Raw genomic sequence first — 22,121 nt, 5'->3', positions numbered from 1 at the left:
GAGCGACGCGGGACGGGGTCTCAGGCGGATGCGGGAGGGCCGCGCGGGTGCGGCTGGCGCCAGGGCTGCAGGCCCTGGCGGGCGGGATCGATCGTCAGCGTCCAGCCCGGACCGATGACCGGGCGGACCGCCGGCACAGCTACGACGGGCAGGTCGGGCAGCGTGGCCGCGCCGAGGCAGAGCGCGCAGTGGACCTGGCCATGTTCGAGGGCGGGCAGGCCGGTCCCGTCGGTGGCGGGCAGGCCCGTGTCGCCGCGGTCCGGCACGGCGGTGGCACACCAATCCGACAGGTCTGACGGCGCAAGGCCGCTCGATCCCTGCAGCACCAGGCCCCAGCCCGGCATGGCACCGCTCCACAGGAGCGCCAGGACGATGAGCCAGGCGCGCAGCCAGCCCCTGGCCGACGGCACCGCGCCGTGGCGTGGCAAGGCCGGGGTCAGGGGGGAGCGGGACGGCTTGGGCTGCACAGGCGGAAGTCTAGAGGCCGATCAGGCGCGATCGGCCGGGCCGATTGACGCCTGTCAATCGGCGCACCCGATTCCGGTGCCGAACGTGACCGCTTCGACACGGATCGCCGCAGGCCAGCCCTTCAGCCGGACGCTAGCGGGCCGAGCCGGTCAGGGAAATGGCGGCCAGAGCGGGCCGATATCCACGCATTGCCGAACCGGCAGCTGCCTAGAGTCCCAGGTGAGAAAAGTGAAAGCCGGCAGTCCCGCATGGACGTTGACGTCGCTTCCTCCACCCCCGTACCTGCCAGGAGTCTCAGCATGCGTTTTCTCGTCGTCGGAGCCGGTTTTGCCGGGGCCACCTGCGCCCGCCAGCTGGCCGAGGCCGGCCATGACGTCCACGTCGTCGACCGCCGCGAGCACATCGCCGGCAATGCCTACGACCACCTCGACGAGCATGGCGTGCTGGTGCACCGCTACGGTCCGCACATCTTCCACACCAACAGCGACAAGGTCTTCGACTACCTCTCGCGCTTCACCGCCTGGCGTGCCTACGAGCACCGCGTACTGGCCTCGGTCGACAACAAGCGGGTTCCGATCCCGATCAACCGCACGACCATCAACACCCTCTACGGCCTGGACCTGGACGAGGCCGGCGTGGCCGCCTTCCTGGAGCGGGTGCGCGAGCCGCGCGAGAACCTGCGCACCAGCGAGGACGTGGTGCTGAACTCGGTCGGCCGCGAGCTGTGCGACAAGTTCTTCCGCGGCTACACCCGCAAGCAGTGGGGCCGGGACCTGGGCGAGCTGTCGGCCGGCGTGGCCGCGCGCATCCCGACGCGCACCAACGACGACGACCGCTACTTCACCGACCGTCACCAGGGCATGCCCGCCGAGGGCTACACCCGGCTGTTCGAGCGCCTGCTGGACCATCCGGCCATCCGCGTCAGCCTGGAGACCGACTGGCGCGACCTGCGCCAGGACGACCCGGTCGACGGCTGGGACCGGCTGGTCTACAGCGGCCCGATCGACGAGTACTTCGGTGGCGTGCTGGGCAAGCTGCCCTACCGGTCACTGCGTTTCGAGCACCGCCATGTCGCGGACGTCGATGCGCTGCAGCTGCCGGTCGGCACGGTCAACCATCCGAACGAACATGGCTACACCCGCGAGACCGAGTTCCGTCACCTGACCGGTCAGGACCATGCCGGCACGTCGCTGGTGCGCGAGTTCCCGACCGACGAGGGCGATCCGTACTACCCGATCCCGGCGGCCGAGAACGAGGCGCTGTACAAGCAGTACCAGGCCATGGCCGAGGCCGAGGCCACGCGCGGCGTGCTCTTCGTCGGCCGGCTGGCCCAGTACCGCTACTACAACATGGACCAGGTCGTGGCCGCCGCGCTGCATGCCTGCGAGGAACTGCTCGCCGAGCTGGCCCCGCCGGTCAACACCGCCACCGCCGTCCAGGCCGAGGAAAGCGTCGCATGAAGGTCCACGTGCTCTGCCCGGCCACCACCGTGACCGGCGGCCCCGAGGCGCTGCATCAGCTGGTCGATGCCGGCCAGCGCCTGGGCTACGACATGGCCATGGTCTACGCGCCCGAAGGCCATCCCGACCCGACCCCGCCGGTCTTCCGCATGTACGCGCCGCGCACCGCGCTGCGCGTGGCCGACACGCCCGACAGCGTCGTCATCGCCGCCGAAACCACCGCGCCGGCGCTGCAGGGCCTGCAGCACGCCACCCGCGTGCTGAGCTGGCTCAGCGTGGACCACTACCGCAACTTCGCCGAGCAGTCGCGGCCGTCGCCCGGTGCGGCCAGCCCCTTTGACTTCGTGCTGGACCCGGCCCAGCAGGTCGTTCACGTCGCCCAGTCCGAATACGCCCGCCGCTGGCTGGCCGATCAGGGCCTGGACTCGCTGATGCTGACCGACTACATCCGCGACGAACTGGTCGAGCGGGCGAACGCGGTGCGCGGCTCGGTCAAGGAGGACATCGTCGCCTTCAATCCGAAGAAGGGCCTGGAGTTCACCCGCGCGCTGATGGCCGCCGCGCCAGCGCATGTCCGCTGGGTGCCGATCCAGAACATGACGCCGGTCGAGGTCGCCGGCCTGCTGGGGCGGGCCAAGGTCTACATCGACTTCGGTTCGCATCCCGGACGCGACCGCATCCCGCGCGAGGCCGCGCTGTGCGGCTGCGTGGTCGTCACCGGCACCCAGGGCAGCGCCGCCTTCGACGAGGACCTGCCGCTGCCGGCCGGCTTCAAGTTCGACGAGCGCCAGGCGATGGCCGTGCCGCTGGTGCTGCGCCGCATCGAGACCGCCATGAACGACCACGACCGCCTGAGCGCCCGCTTCGAGCCCTATCGACGCTGGATCGCCGGCCAGCGCGAGGTCTTCTTCGACGAGGTCCATGTCCTGCTCGCCACGCTGGAGGCGCGCCTGCACCAGAAGCGCGAGCTGCGCGCGGCCGCCTGACCGATCCCGTTCCCGACCTCGTTCCCGTTCCTGTTCCGGAGCCCGCATGCACGCCATCCACCTCTGCGTTGTCCACCCCGCCGGACGGCCCGCCGAACAACTGCAGGCGCTGGCCGGCCTGGACATCGCGCTGATGCTGCGCACGGCGCTGCAGCGCAGCGGTCGCGGCCCGGTCACGCTGGCCCGCAACCGGCTCAGCGACACGGCCGTCAACCTGGTGATCGGCGCGCACCGGGCCGTTGATCCCTCGGCCTGGACCGACGCCGCCTGCGTGCTGGTCAACGCCGAGCCGCTGGGGCAGGGCGGCTCGCCGCTGTCGCCGCTGTCGCCGCACTACCTCAGGCTGCTGCAGGAGATGCCGGTGCTGGAGCTGGACGCCGCCAACCTGCCGCTGCATGCGGCGGTCGCCACCGGCCAGGTCACGCTGCTGCACCCCTCGGTGGCCGCCGCCCCGTCGGCGGACCTGGCCCACCGGCCGCTGGCCGATCGCGCCATCGAGCTGCTGCACATCGGCCGCCTGACGCCCTGGCGCATCCAGCGGCTGCAGGCCCTGCAGGCCCTGGGTGTGCGCGTGGCCCGCATGGACGACGCCGTGCATGGCCCCGAGCGCGACGAACTGGTGCGCAACGCCCGTGCCGTGCTGCTGCTGCCGGAGGACGCGCAGGGGCGTCCCGACAGCGTCACGGCGATGCGCACGGTGGCGCAGGGCACCCCGGTGATCGCCGAGCTGGCCGACAGCACCCGCATCGATCCGCTGTGGCGCGAGACGCTGCTGTGCGTCAGCCCCGATCGCAGCGCCGACGTGTTCGGGGCCGCCACATGGAACCAGCCGGCCTTGTTCGCGCGCCTGCAAGCCGGCCTGGACGCCCATGCGCGCCAGTCGACGGACGGCGAATGGGCGGCCTTCGACGCCCTGGTCGCCCAGGCCGCGACGACGCGCCGGGCGCGGCCCGCGCCGGACCGCGTCAATGCCGACATGGCGCGGCAGGGGCATCGCCCAGGCTGGCTCAACGTCGATCCCGATGCGCTGCGTCAGCCTGACCACCTCCTTGGCCTGGCCGACCCGGCCGATACCCACGCCGCCGTGGCCGCCCTGTTGGCGCAGCGTGCGGGACAGTGCGCCCAGGTCGACGTCGGAACGCTGGCGCTGGACGACTCGCCCGCGCTGCGGCGCACCTTCGACCACGCGATGACGCTGCTGCAGCCTGGCGGCGTGCTGGTGTTGCGCGCACCCGGTCTGAGCCCCGGCCAGGTGCGCGAGCGGCTGGCCGCGCAGACCGGCGCCTTCTGGCGCAGCGGCTGGTTCGGCCACCGCCTGGCGCTCACCTCGACCCTGGCGCTGGACGCCTGCGGCCTGCCCAGCCGCGAGGCCGTGCCGCACGAGGTCCGCGTGGTCCTGCGCAAGGTCGAGACCAGCCTGGCCGAACGCACGCTCGCCCGCGTCGCACGCGAGGACTACGCGCTGCCCGAAGCCTGAGCGCGGCCAGAACCGCGCCATGCCCTGAACCGAATCCACCCCGTCGATCCAGCATGCCCGTCTTCTTCCTCGAAGAGTCCCCCACGCCGATCTATGCCCGCATCGCCCGGGCGCTGGGCCAGGAGCTGGCCCGGCGTGGCCACGAGGTCATGCTGGTCAAGCCGGCGGGCTTCAGCACCACGACCTTCCCCGAGTTCCTGCGCGGACAGCCACAGGCCGTCTACCTGTCGACCGCCGGATCGAACGTGATCCAGCAGCGTGCCGATGCGCGCGCCGGCCACTTCTTCGAGGACTTCCCCGGTCGGCTGATCTTCCTGCACCAGGATGCCCTGCTCGGCGGCCTGAGCTTCGAGGCCGCGCAGTCACGCCTGCGGGCCTGGCAGCGCGTCGCCGATCGCTCCGCCCACCTGTGCATCGAGCCTGACAGCGTCACCGCGCTGGCCGCCGTCGGCATCGAGCGAGCGGCCTGGGTGCCCCATGCCAGCGAGTTCGCGCCGACCCCGCCGCTGGACACGGGCGACTGCCGCCATGGCGCCAGCTTCGTCGGCCATGCACTGCCCTGGTCCTACCAGCCGAGGATGGCAAGCGCCTCGCTCGAACAGCTGCTGGCTGGCCTGCTGGAACAACGCAGCGCCCAGCTCGACACGCCGCTGCACCCGGCGCTGCTGCCCTGGGTCGACCGCAGCCTGGCGGCCTTCAGCGGCATGCCCGATGCCAGCGACGTCGGCGTCTCGCGCCAGGCCTACGTCCACTGGCTGCGTGGCCAGTGCAACCTGCGCACGATGGCCTTCCGCGGCCGCCTGCTCGAACAGGCCGCCGAGGCCGGCATGACCGATGTCACCGTCTACGGTGGCGATCCGGCCTACCTGCACCGCGTCGACCGGCAGGCCACGCTGGGCCACGGCATCCGCCATGAGCCGCCGGTCTACGACGACGCGACCGTCCACGGCATCTACCGCAGCAGCGCCTGCAGCATCAACATCAGCTCGCTGCAGTTCGACCATGCCGTGGTCAACCGGGTCCACGACGTCTTCATGGCCGGCGGCCTGTGCCTGACCGATCGCCGCCCCGGCCTGCCCGAGCTGACCCGCGAACACGCCGCCATCAGCTACGCGACGCCGGACGAGCTGCACGACCGCGTGCGCCACTTCAGCAACCCTCGCCATGCCACCCAGCGCCGCCTGCTGATCGAGGCGGTCCAGCGCGACGTCATGGCGCATTCCGGCTACCCGAAGGTGGTGGACGGGATCGAGGCGATGCTCCAGCGCCTCTAGGAACCGCGATCGACCGCCCGCTGCCGGCGCGTCCTGACGGCCCGGATCAAGCCCCTCCGGCCCCCCCTTTTCCACCCGCTGCATCAGAACAGGCTGGGCCACAGTTGGACCTGGCGGACCCACGATGGGCGAGCCCGGTGCGTGCCACGTCGAGGGCGCGTGCCGATCGACACGAGTCCCCACCTGCACGATGACCTCAGCCGCTGCCCACGCCCTTGCGCCGGACGCCCACGCGAACGGTGGCGGTGCCGCCGTCGACAGCATGGACGACGCGCTGCTCGGTGCCGTGCTCTGGCTGGTCCGGCACCACGGCGTCCAGCGCACCCCGCAGTCGCTGCTGGACGGCCTGGGCATCGCCCAGACCCTGACGCCGCCGCTGGCGGTGCGGGTGCTCGATGCGGCCGGCTTCAACGCCAGCGTGGTCGAGCGCGAGCCGCGCCAGATCCTGGCGCTGCTGCTGCCGGCCATCCTGCTGCTGCGCAACGGCGATGCCTGCGTGCTGGTCGAGCGGGTGGTGCGTGGCCAGCAGGTCGCCTACCGCATGCTGATGCCGCCGGGCGAGGCGGGCGGGGCGCCGGTGGAGGTGCTCGCCAGCGAGGCCGAACTCCAGGCCGAGTACTCCGGCCACGTGCTCATGGCCACGCCGCGCCTCGGTGCGCCGCTGGCCGGTCGTCGCGCCGACGAGGACCTGCTCAACCCCGGCGGCCACTGGCTCTGGAGCACGCTGCGCCGCTTCATGCCGTACTACCGCGGTGCGATGCTGGCGGCGCTGCTGAGCAACGTGCTGATGCTCTTCATCGGCCTGTTCACCTCCGTCGTCTACGACCGCGTGATCCCCAACCAGGCCTTCGTGACCCTGTGGTCGCTGGCCGCCGGTGCGGGCCTGGCGATCGTCTTCGACCTGATCTCGCGCCAGCTGCGCAGCCACCTGATCGACCAGGCCGGCAAGAAGGCCGACCTGGCGCTGGGCGCGATCCTGTTCCGCAAGGCGCTGTCGGTGCGGCTGGAGAACCGGCCCGAGTCGTCCGGCTCGTTCGCCCACCACCTGGCCCAGCTGGAGGTGGTGCGCGACTTCTCGACCTCGGCGACGATGTCGGCGATCAGCGACCTGCCGTTCATCTTCCTGTTCATCGGCATGATCTGGTTCGTCGGCGGCGAGCTGGTGATCGTGCTGCTGGTGGCCGTGCCGCTGATCCTGGCGATGACGGTGGGCGTGCAGCACGTGCTGCGCAAGGCCTCGACGGCCAACCAGCGCCAGCAGGCCGACATGCAGGGCATCGTCATCGAGTCGATGGAAGGCATCGAGACCGTGCGCGCTGCCAGCGCCCAGGGCCATTTCCAGCGCCAGTACGAGGAAAGCAACGCGATGGCCGCCCAGGCCGCGCTGCGTGCCCGGGCGCTGTCGAGCTGGGTCAACAACCTGACCATGGTGTCGCAGCAGATCATCACGGTGGCGATGCTGGTCTGGGGCGTGCACCTGATCGCCGATGGCCACCTGACGGCCGGTGCGCTGATCTCGGCGGTGATGTTCGCCGGCCGCGTCGTCGCCCCGCTGGGTGGCGTCGTCAGCCTGGCCTCGCGCTACCAGGGCGCCCGCGCCGCGCTGCGCATGCTCGACCAACTGATGGCCCAGCCCAGCGAGCGTGATCCCGCCCATGCCTACCTGCCGCGTGCGCGCATCGCCGGCCAGGTCGGCCTGCGCGACGTCGGTTTCGCCTACAGCCAGGCCAACGCCAGCGGCGGCACGACCCAGGGGCCGAGCGTGCTCAAGGGCGTGAACCTGCGCATCGAGGCCGGCGAGCGCGTCGCCATCCTCGGCAAGATCGGCAGCGGCAAGAGCACGGTGCTGCGCCTGCTGGGCGGCCTCTACCTGCCCACCGAGGGCTACACCGAGGTCGACGGCATCGACCTGCGCCAGATCGACCCGGCCGACTTCCGCGCCCAGGTCGGCTTCGTGGCCCAGGAGCCGCGCCTGTTCAGCGGATCGCTGCGCGACAACATCCTCCTCAGCCGCGCCCATGCCAGCACGCACACGCTGGCCGAGGTGCTGCGCCTGACCGGCCTGGACCGCGTGGCCGCCGCGCATCCGCGGGGCATCGACATGCCGGTGGGCGAGGGCGGTCGCATGCTCTCGGGTGGCCAGCGTCAGCTGGTCGCGCTGGCGCGCTGCCTGGTCACCAGCCCGAAGGTGCTCTTGATGGACGAGCCGACCAGCTCGATGGACGCGCAGAGCGAGATGCAGTTCATCGCCCAGCTCAAGCCACTGGTGAAGGGGCGCACGCTGGTCGTGGTCACGCACCGGCCGGCGCTGCTGGAACTGGTCGACCGCATCGTCGTGGTCGACGCCGGCAAGGTCGTCATCGACGGCCCCAAGCTGCAGGTGCTGCAGGCGCTGGCCGGCGGACCCAAGCCCGGTGCGGCGCTGCCGCAGCAGGCGGCCCAGCCGGGGGTCACGCCGGGCTCGCTGAACACCGGCCTCTACGTCGGTCCGCCCGGCGGCATGGGCCAGCCGGCGCATGCCGGGCGTGGCCCGTTCAGCGTGGTCTCCTGACCTGACGAGACCGGATCGATCCGCCCATGGCCTTCAAGCTCAGCCTCCCGCAACCTGGTGCCTGGCTCGCCGCGCTCGCGCGGCGCGTGCCGTGGCGTCGCCCGGTCAGCGCCGAGCCGGTTGACGTCGCCGACGCGCCGGCAGTGGCCCGACGGTCGCGACCGGAGCCGCAGGCCGAGCGACCGCCAGTCGGCATCCGCCGCAACGGAGCCGGCCGGCGCGCCACCGACCAGGTCCGCCAGGAGCCCGCGATGGGCCTGGAAGCCGAACTGGCCGCGCTGCGCCGGGGCGAGCGCCGCACGCCGCCCGGCATCGCGATGCCGTCCGACGAGGGCGCCAGCCCAGGGCTGGCGATGCCCCGTGCCGGCGAGCGCGGCTGGGGTGCCTACAGCGCCGAACGCGACTACAAGGACGACGTGCGGTCGGACCGGCTCGGCCAGGTCCGTCCCGGCGACGAGGACTTCCTGCAGGGCCTGAAGGCGGCCCGCGCGGTCGAGGCCACGCCCGGCGCGATCTGGCCGCTGTGGCTGCTCGCGCTGATCGTGGCCAGCGCCATCGGCTGGGCCAGCCTGGCCAAGGTCGACGTCATCACGCGGGCCGAAGGCAAGGTCGTGCCCGATGCCCGCGAGCAGGTCATCGCCAGCCTGGAAGGCGGCATCCTGCGGGCGATGCATGTGCGCGAGGGCGACCTGGTCGAGGCCGGCCAGGACCTGGTCCAGCTCGACCCGACCCGCTTTGCCGCGGTCCAGACCGAGGGCCGCACCCGCCAGACCGCCCTGCGGGGCACGGTGGCCCGGCTGTCGGCCGAGGCCAATGGTCGCGCCCTGAGCTTCCCGCCGGACGTGCGCAACGACCCCGGCGTGATCGCCGCCGAGACCGAGGCCTACGAGGCCCGCCGTCGCCTGCTGGAAGAGGCGGCAGCGGTGATCCGGCGCAGCATGGGGCTGATCGACCGCGAGCTGGGCACCGCCCAGGAACTCGCCGGCCAGGGCCTGATGTCCGACGTCGAGGTCATGCGGCTGCGACGCCAGCGCAACGACCTGCAGATGCAACTGCAAGAGCGCATCAACCGCTTTCGCCAGGACGCCAGCACCGAGCTGCTGCGCGTGCGCACCGAGCTGGCGCAGCTGGGCGAGCAGCAGGTTGCCAAGGATGACCAGCTCAAGCGCACCACGCTGACCTCGCCGCTGCGCGGCATCGTCAAGAACATCCGCATCGCCACGCTGGGCGGCATCGTCGGACCCGGCGCGCCGATCCTGGAGATCGTGCCGCTGACCGACCGCGTGCTGATCGAGGCCCGCATCAAGCCGGCCGACATCGGCTTCGTGCGCGCCGGCCTGACCGCCGAGGTCAAGCTCAGTGCCTACGACTACTACACCTACGGCGGGCTCAAGGGCACGATCGAATACCTCAGCCCCGATGCGCTGGGCGACGAACGCGCCGCCGGTCCCGACAACACCTACTACCGCGCCCGCATCCGCACCGATGCGGCGACCCTGCGGGGCAAGGACGACAAGCCGCTGCCGGTGCTGCCGGGCATGACCGCCAGCATCGAGATCCGCACCGGCGATCGGTCGGTCATGCACTTCCTGCTCAAGCCCATGATGAAGGGCACCGAGGCCTTCCGCGAGCGCTGAACGGGTCGTGCCGACCGGCTGCCGCGTTCCGGCCAGGATCGTGAAGCGGGGCGCGATCACCGTGCTTTTCCGGGCCGACCGGCACGCGAAAATCCGTACAGTCGCCCCCGAAACACCGCGCATGCGCGGTCCGAGGAGCCTGTCCATGTCGATCCGAGTCCGTCGTTCTTCCATTGCCTTGCCGGGTCCCGTTCCGGTGGCCACGATCCGGCCGCTGCGCCAGGTCGCACTGGCCTGCCTGATGAGCCTGCTGGGTGCGACCGCACCGGGGCTGGCGCTGGCCTATTGCGACGAGGCCGATGCGGTTGCCGGCGTGCCCGCCGGTCGTCCGGCCTTGCCGGACACGCAGGCCTTCAGCGCCTCCGAGCTGTTCGACGGTCCGGCCCAGGGTGATGGCATGACGCAGCTGGCGTCGCTGGCCCGCGAGGCCGTGACGGCCAGCCACGACGTGCGCAGCGCCGAACACGGCAGCCGGGCCGCGCGCCAGGACTTCAAGCAGACCGAGGCGGGCGGCAGTCCGCAGGTCTCGGTCAACGGCACGCTCGGCATCGGCCAGAGCGCGGTCGCCGGCCGCACGCTGTCGGTCGGTGGCGTCGGCGGTGCCGGCGTCAACGCCAGCGCGCCGCTCTACGACGGCGGCCGGCTCGATGCGCTGAAGGACTATCGCCAGCGCCTGGTCGCCGCCAGCGACGAGGGCATCGGCAACGCCCGTGAGCGCGCCTTGCGCGAGGCGCTGCTGACCGTCATCGACCGCAACCGCTTCCGCCTGCAACTCAAGGTGCATGGCCAGCAGGTGGCCAAGCTGAGCTGCCTGGCCCGTTCGATCGAGCAGATCGTCGCCCGCGACCGGGGGCGTGCCAGCGAGCTGGTGCAGGCCCGCAAGGGCGTGCGCCAGGCGGAGATCGCACGCGACGAGGTCCAGTCCCTGCTGCGCCAGGCCGATGCCCGGCTGCGCCGCGTGGTCGGCGACAACGTCGCGCCCTGGGGCGCCGTCGGCGTGCCGCTGATCGAGCTGCCGGCGCTGGACACGCTGCTGTCCCAGGTGCCCGAAAGCCCCGAGATCCGTGCGCTGCGTCTGCAGGCCGAGGCCCTCGACCGCCTGGCCCGTGCCAACGCAGCCGAAGGCTCGCCGCAGGTGCGCTGGCAGGTCGGCGCCAACTCGACCCGCCAGGCCCAGGTCACGTCGAGCGCCTGGAACGCGGGCATCGCCGTGAACATGGTGATCGACGACGGGGGCTCGGTCAGCGCCGCCGCCAGCGCCAGCCGCGAGCGGGCCGAGGCGACCCGCCAGGCGATGGCGTCGGGCATCAACGAACGGTCCAAGCAGATCGGCACCTTCCACGACGCCGCCCGCAGCGCCTACCTGCGCGCCCGCCACGTCGCCGGCGTGCTGCAGGACAGCGACCAGCTGCGCAACGCGACCTTCGAGCAGTGGTCCAAGCTGGGCCGTCGTTCGCTGTTCGACCTGATCTCGGCCGAGAACGAGCACTACCAGCTGCGCATCGCCTACATCAACGCCCTGCACGACGGCTTCAGCGCCTCGGCCCAGCTGCGCAATGCCAGCTCGGGCCTGCTGCCCTGGATCGCGCCGGAACTGGCGGGCGTGCCGGCGCGCTGAGCGTCGCGCCGCACGGGCTCAGTTCGTGAGCCAGTGCAGCGAGAACAGCCCTTCCGGATCGCTCCACACCCGCTGCGGCTGCCAGCCGGCACGCCCGGCCAGCGCCTGGAAGCCGGGCACCGTGTACTTGCAGGAGTTCTCGGTGTGCACGCTGTCGCCCTCGATGAAATCGAAGGTCCGGCCGGCCACGTGAACTTGCTGATCGCGCCGGCTGACCAGGTGCATCTCGATGCGCTGGCGCAGCGGGTCGTAGAAGGCGGCGTGGTGCCAGGCGCCCAGGTCGAAGTCGGCGCCGGCCTCGCGGTTGGCGCGGGCCCAGAGGTTCAGGTTGAAGGCCGCCGTCACGCCGTCCGGGTCGTTGTAGGCCGCATGCAGCCGGGCCGGGTCCTTGACGCGGTCGACACCGATCAGCAGGCCGCCGCCGGGGCCGATCCAGTCGGCGAATCGGTGCAGCAGGGCGATCGCCTCGTCGTGCTCGAAGTTGCCGATCGACCCGCCCGGGTAGAAGCCCACGCGACGGCCGTCGGCCAGCGGCGCGGGCAGCACCAGCGGCCGCAGGAAATCGGCCGCCAGCGGGCGCACGGGCAGGTCGGGCAGGACCTCGTGCAGGTCCGCGCGCAAGTCGTCGGCGGCGGCCAGCAGGTGCGTGCCGGAGATGTCGACCGGCAGGTAGCCGGCCGGCCGCCAGCCACCGCGCTGCATCGCCCGCAGCAGCACGCGCACCTTGCGGGCCGAGCCGGCGCCGGGCTCGACGATCTCCGCGTCGGGGCCCATCGCGGCGGCGATCTCGTCGGCATGGTCGGCCAGCAAGGCGGTCTCGACCCGCGTCGGGTAGTACGCGTCCAGCGTGCAGATGCGGTCGAACAGGGCCGATCCGGCCTCGTCGTAGAACCACTTGGGCGACAGGCGTCGCGGGCTGGCCGACAGGCCCGCCACGAGGTCGTCGGCATAGCTCGACGCGGGAGGGGCAGCTGCGTGCATCAGAGGTCCTTGGCCAGCCGCAGGCCGGTGAACTGCCAGCGCGCGGCCGGCGGGAAGAAGTTGCGGTAGCTGTCGCGGGCGTGACCCGGCGGTGTCGCCAGGCTGGAGCCGCGCAGCACCAGTTGCCCGACCATGAACTTGCCGTTGTATTCGCCGACCGCACCGGCGGCCGGGCGGAAGCGCGGGTAGGGGTCGTAGGACGAGCGGGTCCATTGCCAGGCCACGCCATGGGCCTGCGCCAGCGTCGGCTGCGCACGCACGGCCGCTTCCCACTCGAACTCGGTCGGCAGGCGGGCGCCGGCCCACTCGGCAAAGGCGGCGGCCTCGTAGAAGCTCAGGTGCTGCACCGGCTGGTCGGCCTGACGCGGCTGCACGCCGTGCAGCGTGTAGCGCTGGCCTTCGGGCAGCCAGTGCAGTGGCGCCTCCCAGCCCTGCGCCTGCACGGTGGCCCAGCCGTCGGACAGCCACCAGGCGGCGCGCCGGTAGCCGCCGTCGTCGATGAAGGCCTGGAACTCGCCCTGCGTGACCAGCCGGGTCGACACGGCATGGGCTTCGAGCCGCACCGCATGCACGGGGCCCTCGTTGTCGAAGGCGAAGCCCGGGCCGTCGTGGCCGATGCGGACCTCGCCGGGTGCCCGTTCGATCCAGCCGGTCGCGGCGACGTCGACGCGCAGCAGCGGACCGCTGCGCAGCGACGGTCGCAGCGGGTTGAGCGAGAACAGGTGCAGCAGGTCGGTCAGCAGCAGCTCCTGGTGCTGCTGCTCATGGTGCAGGCCCAGCTCGACGCGATCGCGGAGCGCGGCCAACGCCGCATCGCCGCTGCGGGACTCCAGGGCACCGATCAGGTCGTGCATCGCCGCATCGACGCTGGCGCGGTAGGCCAGCACCTCGCGCAGCGTCGGGCGGCTCAACAGGCCGCGCTGAGGTCGCGGGTGACGCGGGCCGAGCGCCTCGTAGTAGGAATTGAAGAGCTGCTGGAACAGCGGGTGATGGGCCTGGTAGCCCTGCGCCAGACGGGTCGATGCGGGCTCGGCCTGCGGCAGCAGCACCAGCGTCTCGAAGAACCAGGTCGTGTGCGCCAGGTGCCACTTGGCCGGACTCGCGTCCGGCATGGACTGCACGCACAGGTCCTCCGCATAGAGCCCATCGACCAGGGCCAGCGTGTGGCGGCGGACCGCGTCGTAGCGGGTGGCCAGCGTGGCGGAGGCGCTCATCACCGGCTCACTCCACGACCTTCACGCCCTTCCAGAAGGCGACCCGGCCCTTGATCTCGGCGGCGGCCTCCTTCGGGTCGGGATAGAACCAGACCGCGTCCGGGTTGGCGTTGCCGTCGATGAAGAGCGTCAGGTAGCTGGCCTGTCCCTTCCACGAGCACATCGTGTGCGTGTTGCTCGGCAGCACGTAGGCGTCGTTGAGCGCCGTGCGCGGGAAGTAGTGGTTGCCTTCGACGATCACCGTGTCGTCGCTCTCGGCGACGACCGTTCCGTTCCAGATTGCTTTCATGTCGGTGCTCCTGCCCGGTTGTCGGGCGCAGGTTGAGTCGGGGGTTGGATGGATTTCTTGCAGCCGGCGAGCGGGATCGCAGCCCGCGTTCAGCTTGCGCCGAAGCCAGCATACGTGGCGGACGTTTCTTCTGTGCGACCCCGTAAGAACCGTGGGGCTTCGGCCGTCCAAGCAGCACGGTCGCTGGAAACCTTCCAGTGGCCGGGATCGGTCCCCGATCCATCCACCCCTCGACCCACTTGATCTCCACGGAGTCCGACATGACCGCTTCCATCGCCACCCGCCTGCCCGCCGCCGCCCTCGTGATCGCCCTGGGCTCCGCCTTCGCCGCCTTGCCGGCCGCCGCCCAGTCGGCCGACAAGGAAAAGTGCTTTGGCGTCGCCGCAGCCGGCAAGAACGACTGCGCCGCCGGCGCTGGCACGACCTGTGCCGGCACCTCGAAGATGGACCACCAGACCAACGCCTGGTCCTACGTGCCCAAGGGCAGCTGCGAGAAGACCGTTTCCAAGTCCTCCTCGACCGGCTACGGCCAGCTGGTGGCCTTCAAGGCCGCGGCGATGAAGGACGACATGATGAAGAAGTGAGCCGAAGACCGCTGGCGCACCGACCGGGTCCGGCGCGCGGCCACGTGGCCTGTGCCGACCCGGATCTTCTGACCCCCGAGGCCCGGAACACCCGATGAACACGACCCTCCCGCCGGCTGGCGCCGGCATCGGCCTGAAGCATGGGCAGGTTGCCGAACTGCTGGCGATGCGGGCCGAGATCGGCTTCGTCGAGGTCCACGCCGAGAACTACCTCGTCGATGGCGGCCCCTTGCACCACGCCCTGTCCCGTGTGCGTGAGCAGCATGCGCTGACGATCCATGGCGTCGGCCTGTCCATCGGCGGTGAAGAGCCGCTGGACACCGCTCACCTCGACCGGCTGGCCACGCTGATCGCGCGCTACCAGCCGGCGGTCTTCTCCGAACACCTGGCCTGGTCCAGCCATGGCCTCAACTTCTACAACGACCTGCTGCCGCTGCCCTACGACGGTGCCAGCCTGCAGCGGGTCTGCGAACACGTCGACCAGGTCCAGTCCCGGCTGCGCCGCCAGATCCTGCTGGAGAACCCGTCCACCTACGTCGAGTACGCCGGGTCCACGATGGACGAGGCCGGCTTCCTGGCCGAGGTGGTGCGCCGCACCGGTTGCGGCCTGCTGCTGGACGTCAACAACCTGCACGTCAGCTGCGTCAACCACGGTCGCAGCGCAGCCCGTGAGCTGCGTCGGCTGCCGCTGCAGGCCGTCGGTCAGATCCACCTGGCCGGGCATGCGGTCGAGCGCGACAGCCTGGGCGCGCCGCTGCTGATCGATGACCACGGGGCGCCTGTCGCCGAGCCGGTCTGGGCCCTCTACCGCGAGGTGCTCAGCCGCATCGGCCCGGTGCCGACGCTGATCGAGCGCGACCACGACATCCCGCCGCTGCCCATCCTGCTGGCCGAGGCCGACCGGGCCCGCCGCACGCTCGACAGCCTGAGCTGGGCGCTGGCATGAGCCCGCAGGACCACTTCGCCGCCGCGCTGCGCGACACGTCGCGGCCGATCCCGCCCGGCCTGAAGACCTGGAACGGGTCCGACCCGGCGCAGCGCTTCGCGGTCCACCGCAACAACGTGCGGGTCGCGCTGGTCGATGCGCTGGCAGGCACCTTCCCCGTCACGCGCTGCCTGGTCGGGGACGACTTCTTCCGGGCGATGGCCGCCGTCTACGCCACGCAGCACCTGCCGCGCAGCCGCGTCGTGGCGCTCTACGGCGACACGCTGCCCGAGTTCATCGATGCCTTCGAGCCCGCTGCCACGCTGCCCTGGCTGGGCGACGTCGCCCGGCTGGAGCATGCCCGCGTGCAGGCTTGCCATGCCGCCGATGCCGAACCGGTGCTGGCTCGGCATGTGAGCCAGGCGCTGGCGCTGGGCGAGGCCCTGGCCGACGTCCGCCTGGGCCTGCATCCGTCGGTCCGCCTGCTGCGTTCGGCCCATGCGGTGGCGACGGTCTGGGCGGCCCACCAGACCGAGGACGGCGAGCCCGAACCCTTCGACCCGGACGGGCCCGAGGACGTGCTGGTCGTGCGCCCGTCGCTGGACGTGCAGGTGCTGCGCCTGCCCCCCGGCGCGGCGGCATTCCTCGCGGCGGCCGGGCAGGGCTCGCCCTTCGGCGATGCCGCCGCCGCCGCGCTGGCCGACGCGCCGGCCTTCGACCTTCCCACCACCCTGGGCCTGCTGCTGGTCCAGGGCGTCATCACCGACCTGATCCTTCCCGAGGAAACGCCATGAACACCACCCGGCCCGTGTCCGCCGTCACACCGTCCGAGGGCCGGCCTCCCGCCAGGCTGGGCCGCCGTGCGCTCGCGCTGTGTGCCAGCATCCCGCAGGACGGCATCGCGCTGCTGGCGCGCTTCGGCATCGCGGCGGTGTTCTGGCTGTCCGGCCAGACCAAGGTGCAGGGCTTTGTCGCCAACCCCTTGAGCGGCGAGTTCCAGCTCGGCTGGCCGCGCCTGTCCGACAGCGTGGTCGACCTGTTCCGTGACGAGTACCGGCTGCCCCTCATCGACCCGACCGTGGCAGCCGTTCTGGCCGCCACCGCCGAACACGTCTTCCCGCTGCTGCTGCTGCTCGGCCTGGCCACGCGGCTGTCTGCGCTGGCGCTGCTGGGCATGACGGCGGTGATCCAGCTGCTGGTCTACCCCGGCGCCTGGCCCACCCACGCCACCTGGGCAGCGCTGCTGCTGATGCTGGTCGCGCAGGGTGCGGGGCGGTGGTCGGTGGATGCGTGGCTGGGGGCCAGGGCTTGCGAAGCGCCACGTCAGCCGAAGGATGGCGGGTGAACGGTTGAACGGTTGAACGGTTGAACGGCTGAACGACCGGCGGCATCCACATCGAACACACCTTCAAGGTGTCTGCGTGGCCCGGTAGGTTGCCTGACGCAATTGGTCCGCGAGCTTGCGCGCCACGACGCCGCGAAGTGCGTCGCTGCTGAAGTGCGATGCCCAGGTGGAGGACGTGCGGTGATCGGCCCCTGTCGGGTTGTCGGTGGCGTGGTAGGGGTTGTCCGCGTTGGTCGAGGTCTCGCTGCCGTTCGCGTTGAACATGAAGGGCACGAAGGACACGTTCGGCAAGCTGCTGGCGCCGTAGTTGTTCAGATACACGTTGTTGTAGCCCGCGGCGGAGACGGTGTCGTTCTTGGTCAGCCAATAGAACGTGGTGTCGCCCGTGACCCAAGGTGTCCTGCCACAGTCCGAGCGCAGGCACTGCGTGCGGTGGGTCAGGTTCAGGTCCGTGCCCAAGGTCCTGACCTGTGCTTCGAACATCGACTTGTGGAGCGTGGGGTTGCCGAGATCGAATTCACCCTGCATCCAGACCACGCCCACGAAGACATTCTGGGGGTTCTGTTCGAGTGCCCATTTGATGCGTTCGCGCATGTCGAGGTAGAGCCCGGTCTTGCCGCCTTCATTGGTCGCCACGCCGCCGCTGACTCCCCATTTCGTCCAGGTTCCGGTCGATGTGCTGCCGCCACCGCCGTCCACATAGACCTTCGTGGTGCCCACGGTGTAGGCGTTGTCCGTGCCAGTGGTGAAACCCGAGCCGCCCCGTGCAGTGGGCACCAGAAGGATGCCGACATGGGGCGGCAAATAGGGCAACAGATTCTTGCCGATGCTTTGTCCAGCACCAACCGTGCCGCCATAAAGCGGCCACTCGTAGGTACCGTCTCTGACCTTGCTGTGGTTGTGGATCAGGGTCGAGCGGGATGCCGACATGTCTTGCGCATGGTCCAGGCTGTGGGTGGCCGGCACGATGGTCTTGTCGCGGCCGTCCGCACGCCCGACCTGTTTGACGCGTGGATGCGGCAGGTCCAGACCCAGCGGGTCGGGCAGCGATTCGCCATAACCCACCATGTTGGACTGGCCGGCCAGGGCTACCACGTAGTAATACTCGGGCGCACGGGTGCCGACCGTTGTCGCGGCCGTGGTGCTGAAGGGCGCGGGAGACGCGCTGCTCGGGTTGAGGTAGGGGCCGCGGTAGCCGCTGTTGATCACCCGCGAAAAGTAGAACTGCGCAAACTCCTTGATCGCACTGGCGGTGTAGTGAACCCCGTCCGCGTTAAACAGCGAGCCTTGAGTCGTCTTGTTCATGTGCGGTTGTTGGACGGTGCCGCTGTAGTGATAGGGGTCAAGCAGCCAATATCCGCGCCCACGGTCCGCGATGAAGCGGTCAAACGCTGCATTGACGGGACCGGGGTAGCCGTAAGTGCTGGTGTCGTTGCTGCGCAATTTAATGAAGGTGGTAGGAATGGGCACGCCGACCGCCGTGTCGAACAGCTCAAACAACTTGGTGGCTTCGTTGTGATAGTCGTTGGCGTCCAGCGTGCTCGCGGAGTCTTGCTCGCCTTGCGCCCAAACATTGCCGATGATGCGAACCTTCTTGCGCGTGGCCTGGAGGTTGGTGATGGCTTTCTGCAGCACATACCTGGTGAAATAGGACGCCTTGTTGATGTCGGTGGTGGCTGGGTCGACTCCCGATACGCGCCAGTGGTTGTAATTGGTGTTGTATCGCCCGATGCCGTTGCCGGGCCATGTGACGCGCACGATATAGAGATCAGGCAAACCTTTTGCATTCCCCGCCGTGATATGGGCCTGCCAGTTGCGAGCGAACTCGGTTGCCACGGATGTCTTGCCGGTGTACATGCTCGCGGCTGCCGTGCCAGCGTCCACTCCGGTATTGCCCCGACCCAGGTCGAAACCCACCGTGCCCAGGGCGGCCGTGAACTGGTAGGGCGACCACGTGACATCGGACATCGTGAACGAGAAGTTGTCTGCCCGTCCCAGGCCATAGACATTGGGCATCGTGCTCAGGTCACCGCTCATCGTGGCACCTGCGGCTGAGGCGTTGCTCTGCCCCGTTTCGATCAGCACGGCCACCTCGTTGTCCTTGTCCCATGGGGGATCGTCGCAACTGAGTAGGGGCGCGATGGTGTTGCCGGTCGCCGTCCCGCTCCCATGGGTGATGCTGCAAACCAGGCCGGTGGGCTGGGTCTTGATGGTCACGGCGTAGGTCGCGCCATAGGGCAGGCGTGTCGGAAAGGCAAAACTGCCCGCGTTCAGCGGCACGCTCAGGTCATCGGTCCCATTGTTCTGCAGGACCAGTCCGGCGCTGGTCAACGTGTTGTCGGGAATCAGGCCGCTGACCTGTCCGGTGTAGACGGTGAGATTCCCGGCGAAGCGCGTCGGCGTGAACTGTCCACCGCCGATGTATTGCAGGGTCAGGGACTGGTAGGCCAGACCGACCAGGGTTCCGCTGCCCGCATCGATTCGGGCCACGGCCGCGCCGCCGGCCTCGGTGTTGGTCTGCGAGATGCCGTTGAGCCCGACCACGCTCTGGTCCGCCTGCAACAGGATGCGCCAGCCGCCGACGCCGACGCCGGTCACCGAGACCTCGTCGCCCACCGCGAGGCTGGCGGTGTCGGGCAGCGTCAGCAGCAACTGCGTGTCGCCCTGGGCCTGGACGTTCTGGTTGGCGTCGAGCGTACGGGGCGCATCGACCACCTGGGTGGTGGCACTGCCCGAAGCGGGACGGCCGTGGCAGAGGTAGGCGGTCTGGCCGATCTCGCTGTCGGCCAGCGTGTTGTTCCGGTCGCCGTCGAGACCGGAGTCCACCCGCTGTCCACCGTAGGGACAGTGGCTGTCGCCGCTCGGCAGGTTGGCCATGCGGATCAGGGTGGACAGGCCATCGGTTCCGTTCGTCCCATCCGTGCCGTTCGTGCCATTCGTGCCGTCCGCACCCGCCGCACCTGTCGGGCCAGTCGATCCTGTCGCGCCCGTGGCTCCCTGCGCACCCGCTCCACCGTTGCAGACGTAGAAGGTGGTGACGATCTCTGCGCCGCTGAGCGCATCGTCACCGTCCTGGTCGAGCCCCACTTCGACGCGGGTGCCGGAGGCGGGGCAGTGGATGCCCGCCGGCTCGGGCGTGACATGGACCTGCGCGCTCTTGCCGTTGACGCCGCTTGCTCCCGACGGTCCCGTGGGGCCGGTGGGGCCGGCAGGGCCCGCCGCACCGCTGGAGCCCTGGATGCCGTTGCAGACCCATCGGCTTTGCGTCACCTCGCCGGCCGAGAGGCTGCCGTCACCATCGGCATCGAGGCCCGCATCCAGCCGGGTGCCACCTGCCGTGCAGGTCGATCCGGGCGTTTCCAGGCTCAGGCTCACGAGGGCATTCCTGCCGGCGGTACCTGTGGCGCCGGTGGCGCCCGTCAAGCCGTTCAGGCCGCGCGCGCCATGGCAGACATACCGGGTGCTGTTGATCTCGCCGCTGGCCAGGTTGCCGTCGCCGTCCAGGTCCTGGCCCACGTCGATGCGGGTGCCGCCTTCGGTGCAATGTGGGCCGGTCGCTTCCTCGCTCACCCGGGCCAGCGCCGTGACGCCTGCCGTCCCCGCCGCACCTGCCGCACCTGCCGCGCCCGCGGAACCGTGGCAGACGTAGCGGATGCTGGTGACCTCATCGCCGTCCAGCAGGTGGTTCTGGTTGCTGTCGAGTCCGATCTCGAAGCGCACGCCACCATTGCCGCAGTTCGGCCCCGATGGCTCGACGGTCTGGCGGATCACGGTGTCCTTGCCGGCGGGACCGGCCGCGCCCGAAGTGCCAGCCTCACCGGTCGCTCCGGTCGCTCCGGTCGCTCCGGTGGCGCCATGGCAGATGTCGCGTGTCTGGGTGGTCTCGCCAGCGGAGAGTTCACCGTTCCCGTCGGTGTCCAGTCCCGCCGTGATCCGGGTGCCACCGGACGGACAACCGATACCGTCCGGCACGTCCGTCAGACGGACCAGTGCGTTTCGGCCGGCGATGCCGGCTGCACCGCTCGCACCCGTTGCACCCGTCGCACCCGTCGCCCCGTGGCAGACGAATCGGTTGCCGGTCACCTCGCCCGGATCGAGTTCGCCGCTGCCGTTTCGGTCCAGTCCGGTGGCGACGCGCACGCCGCCGGCGGGACACGTCGCGCTGCTGGCGGCGAGTTCACTGAGGGAGACGAGCGCATTCAGGCCGGCGGCGCCATCTTTCCCGTTGCTCCCGTTGGTTCCGTCCGTCCCGTTTGTGCCATTCGTTCCATTGGCCCCCGAGGCCCCGTCCGATCCGTGGCAGACGAACCGGATGCTGCTGATCTCGTCGCCGTCCAGGGCGAGGTCGCCGTTGCGGTCCAGGCCGATCTGGAGACGCACGCCGCCGTTGGCACAGTGGGCGCCGGGCACCTCAACCGCCGTGAGCATCAAGGTGGCCTTGCCCGCAGCACCCGCAGCACCCGTGGCACCCGTGGCACCCGTGGCACCCGTGGCACCCGTGGCACCCGTGGCACCAGGCGCTCCGGCGCAGACGTAGCGGGTGCTGGTGATCTCGTCGGTGTCCAGCCGGTTGTCGTCGTCCAGGTCCAGACCGGCCAGCAGCCGTGTTCCGCCGTTCGGGCAGGCGGCGCCGGCGGGTTCGGGTGTCGCGTCCAGCAGCGTGTTCTTCCCGGCGGCCCCCGTGGCGCCCTGGGCACCGTTGACGCCGTCCGAGCCCTGGCAGATGTATCGGGTGTTCTCGATCTCGTCGTCGGACAGGCTGCCATCCCGGTTCATGTCCAGCCCGGCCTGCACCGTCGTGCCGCCGACGCGGCAGATGGCGCCGGCTGGCAGGTCCGAGAGCTTCTCCAGCGTGCCCAGTCCGTCCTGACCGGTGGCGCCGGCGGCGCCGTTCGCGCCGTGGCAGACATACTGGGTCGCCGAGATCTCGCCGTCGTCCAGCACGCCGTTGACGTTGCGGTCGACGCCCGAATCCACCCGGGCACCCACGCCGGCCGGGCAGGCGCCGGGTGTGGCGGCCTGCGTGCGGGTCAGGGCTACGCCGTGACCGACGGTGGCGGCCGGTGTCCCCGTCGTCGGCGAGCCGCCGCCACAACCGGCCAGCATCGAGCCGAGCATGCAGACCAGCCAGGCTCGCCGGCAGAATCTCGCATGCGGCGCGAGCAGGGGTTTATCCGGGTGGACGGGGAGATATTCGACGCGGGGCATGGCAGGCACTCTCGAAAACAAGGGAGATGCGTGCCGATATTCCTGTTTGGTTTTTTGTTCCAGGGTTTCGGCACGATCGGCGAATGTGCCTTTTGCCGGAAAAA

16 protein-coding genes are annotated in these 22,121 nt (G+C 70.5%); 11 read left to right on the top strand and 5 right to left on the bottom strand.

All coding sequences use genetic code 11. The features are described from left to right. Positions 1-20: 20 nt before the first annotated feature. Entirely contained in the window at positions 21-428 is a 408-nt protein-coding gene (locus Q8X39_RS03485) for a DUF2946 family protein (protein WP_305748217.1), read from the bottom strand. A 288-nt stretch (positions 429-716) separates the two neighbouring features. Between Q8X39_RS03485 and glf the strand changes: the two genes are divergently transcribed. From glf to Q8X39_RS03450, 7 genes are all read left to right on the top strand, one after another. Then, positions 717-1,928, top strand: coding sequence for a UDP-galactopyranose mutase (gene glf, locus Q8X39_RS03480; protein ID WP_305748216.1), 1,212 nt, complete (start codon positions 717-719; stop codon positions 1,926-1,928). Further along, complete coding sequence (locus tag Q8X39_RS03475; protein WP_305748215.1) at positions 1,925-2,914, top strand: hypothetical protein; 990 nt, start codon at positions 1,925-1,927, stop codon at positions 2,912-2,914. The genes glf and Q8X39_RS03475 overlap by 4 nt, the downstream gene beginning before the upstream one ends. A 46-nt stretch (positions 2,915-2,960) precedes the next feature. Continuing rightward, a complete protein-coding gene (locus Q8X39_RS03470) occupies positions 2,961-4,391 on the top strand; it encodes a hypothetical protein (RefSeq protein ID WP_305748214.1) in 1,431 nt (476 codons plus the stop codon). 53 nt (positions 4,392-4,444) lie between these two features. Next, the gene (locus Q8X39_RS03465) at positions 4,445-5,665 is read left to right on the top strand and encodes a glycosyltransferase family protein (RefSeq protein ID WP_305748213.1); all 1,221 of its coding nucleotides are present in this window, start codon (positions 4,445-4,447) and stop codon (positions 5,663-5,665) included. Positions 5,666-5,855: 190 nt separating this feature from the next. Next, entirely contained in the window at positions 5,856-8,216 is a 2,361-nt protein-coding gene (locus tag Q8X39_RS03460; protein WP_305748212.1) for a type I secretion system permease/ATPase, read from the top strand. Between the two features lie 26 nt (positions 8,217-8,242). After that, positions 8,243-9,853, top strand: a complete 1,611-nt coding sequence (locus Q8X39_RS03455; RefSeq protein ID WP_305748211.1) for an HlyD family type I secretion periplasmic adaptor subunit — start codon at positions 8,243-8,245, stop codon at positions 9,851-9,853. 145 nt (positions 9,854-9,998) lie between these two features. Beyond that, the gene (locus tag Q8X39_RS03450; RefSeq protein WP_305748210.1) at positions 9,999-11,471 is read left to right on the top strand and encodes a TolC family protein; all 1,473 of its coding nucleotides are present in this window, start codon (positions 9,999-10,001) and stop codon (positions 11,469-11,471) included. 18 nt (positions 11,472-11,489) lie between these two features. Here Q8X39_RS03450 and egtD read toward each other — a convergent pair whose 3' ends face one another. The 3 genes from egtD to Q8X39_RS03435 are packed head-to-tail and all read right to left on the bottom strand — an operon-like array spanning position 11,490 to position 13,955. Then, on the bottom strand, positions 11,490-12,452 hold the full coding sequence (egtD, locus tag Q8X39_RS03445) for an L-histidine N(alpha)-methyltransferase (RefSeq protein WP_305748209.1): 963 nt from the start codon (positions 12,450-12,452) through the stop codon (positions 11,490-11,492). Then, positions 12,452-13,666 carry an ergothioneine biosynthesis protein EgtB gene (gene egtB / locus Q8X39_RS03440; RefSeq protein WP_305748208.1) on the bottom strand — a complete coding sequence of 405 codons (1,215 nt, stop codon included), beginning with the start codon at positions 13,664-13,666 and terminating at the stop codon, positions 12,452-12,454. The genes egtD and egtB overlap by 1 nt, the downstream gene beginning before the upstream one ends. A 7-nt stretch (positions 13,667-13,673) precedes the next feature. Further along, positions 13,674-13,955, bottom strand: coding sequence for a DUF427 domain-containing protein (locus tag Q8X39_RS03435; RefSeq protein ID WP_305748207.1), 282 nt, complete (start codon positions 13,953-13,955; stop codon positions 13,674-13,676). Between the two features lie 260 nt (positions 13,956-14,215). Here Q8X39_RS03435 and Q8X39_RS03430 point away from each other — a divergent pair, with 260 nt between their 5' ends. From Q8X39_RS03430 to Q8X39_RS03415, 4 genes are all read left to right on the top strand, one after another. After that, positions 14,216-14,539 carry a BufA1 family periplasmic bufferin-type metallophore gene (locus Q8X39_RS03430; RefSeq protein ID WP_305748206.1) on the top strand — a complete coding sequence of 108 codons (324 nt, stop codon included), beginning with the start codon at positions 14,216-14,218 and terminating at the stop codon, positions 14,537-14,539. 94 nt (positions 14,540-14,633) lie between these two features. Beyond that, complete coding sequence (bufB, locus tag Q8X39_RS03425) at positions 14,634-15,485, top strand: MNIO family bufferin maturase (RefSeq protein ID WP_305748205.1); 852 nt, start codon at positions 14,634-14,636, stop codon at positions 15,483-15,485. After that, on the top strand, positions 15,482-16,258 hold the full coding sequence (locus Q8X39_RS03420) for an HvfC/BufC N-terminal domain-containing protein (protein WP_305748204.1): 777 nt from the start codon (positions 15,482-15,484) through the stop codon (positions 16,256-16,258). Before bufB ends, Q8X39_RS03420 begins: the two co-directional genes overlap by 4 nt. Next, a complete protein-coding gene (locus Q8X39_RS03415; protein ID WP_305748203.1) occupies positions 16,255-16,809 on the top strand; it encodes a DoxX family protein in 555 nt (184 codons plus the stop codon). Before Q8X39_RS03420 ends, Q8X39_RS03415 begins: the two co-directional genes overlap by 4 nt. 63 nt (positions 16,810-16,872) lie before the next feature. Here the strand turns inward: Q8X39_RS03415 and Q8X39_RS03410 are convergent, their stop codons facing one another. Then, complete coding sequence (locus tag Q8X39_RS03410) at positions 16,873-22,017, bottom strand: DUF7151 family protein (protein ID WP_305748202.1); 5,145 nt, start codon at positions 22,015-22,017, stop codon at positions 16,873-16,875. Positions 22,018-22,121: the final 104 nt, after the last annotated feature.

Origin of the sequence: Leptothrix discophora, from assembly GCF_030705305.1 — a bacterium.
Lineage (GTDB): Bacteria > Pseudomonadota > Gammaproteobacteria > Burkholderiales > Burkholderiaceae_C > Sphaerotilus > Sphaerotilus discophorus.
This window is presented reverse-complemented; position numbering and strand designations above follow the sequence as displayed.

Bases quoted from the DNA above. Each gene is read 5' to 3' on its own strand.
- glf (WP_305748216.1), top strand. From the start codon at position 717: ATGGACGTTGACGTCGCTTCCTCCACCCCCGTACCTGCCAGGAGTCTC.
- Q8X39_RS03475 (WP_305748215.1), top strand. From the start codon at position 1,925: ATGAAGGTCCACGTGCTCTGCCCGGCCACCACCGTGACCGGCGGCCCC.
- Q8X39_RS03470 (WP_305748214.1), top strand. From the start codon at position 2,961: ATGCACGCCATCCACCTCTGCGTTGTCCACCCCGCCGGACGGCCCGCC.
- Q8X39_RS03465 (WP_305748213.1), top strand. From the start codon at position 4,445: ATGCCCGTCTTCTTCCTCGAAGAGTCCCCCACGCCGATCTATGCCCGC.
- Q8X39_RS03460 (WP_305748212.1), top strand. From the start codon at position 5,856: ATGACCTCAGCCGCTGCCCACGCCCTTGCGCCGGACGCCCACGCGAAC.
- Q8X39_RS03455 (WP_305748211.1), top strand. From the start codon at position 8,243: ATGGCCTTCAAGCTCAGCCTCCCGCAACCTGGTGCCTGGCTCGCCGCG.
- Q8X39_RS03450 (WP_305748210.1), top strand. From the start codon at position 9,999: ATGTCGATCCGAGTCCGTCGTTCTTCCATTGCCTTGCCGGGTCCCGTT.
- egtD (WP_305748209.1), bottom strand. From the start codon at position 12,452: ATGCACGCAGCTGCCCCTCCCGCGTCGAGCTATGCCGACGACCTCGTG.
- egtB (WP_305748208.1), bottom strand. From the start codon at position 13,666: ATGAGCGCCTCCGCCACGCTGGCCACCCGCTACGACGCGGTCCGCCGC.
- Q8X39_RS03435 (WP_305748207.1), bottom strand. From the start codon at position 13,955: ATGAAAGCAATCTGGAACGGAACGGTCGTCGCCGAGAGCGACGACACG.
- Q8X39_RS03430 (WP_305748206.1), top strand. From the start codon at position 14,216: ATGACCGCTTCCATCGCCACCCGCCTGCCCGCCGCCGCCCTCGTGATC.
- bufB (WP_305748205.1), top strand. From the start codon at position 14,634: ATGAACACGACCCTCCCGCCGGCTGGCGCCGGCATCGGCCTGAAGCAT.
- Q8X39_RS03420 (WP_305748204.1), top strand. From the start codon at position 15,482: ATGAGCCCGCAGGACCACTTCGCCGCCGCGCTGCGCGACACGTCGCGG.
- Q8X39_RS03415 (WP_305748203.1), top strand. From the start codon at position 16,255: ATGAACACCACCCGGCCCGTGTCCGCCGTCACACCGTCCGAGGGCCGG.
- Q8X39_RS03410 (WP_305748202.1), bottom strand. From the start codon at position 22,017: ATGCCCCGCGTCGAATATCTCCCCGTCCACCCGGATAAACCCCTGCTC.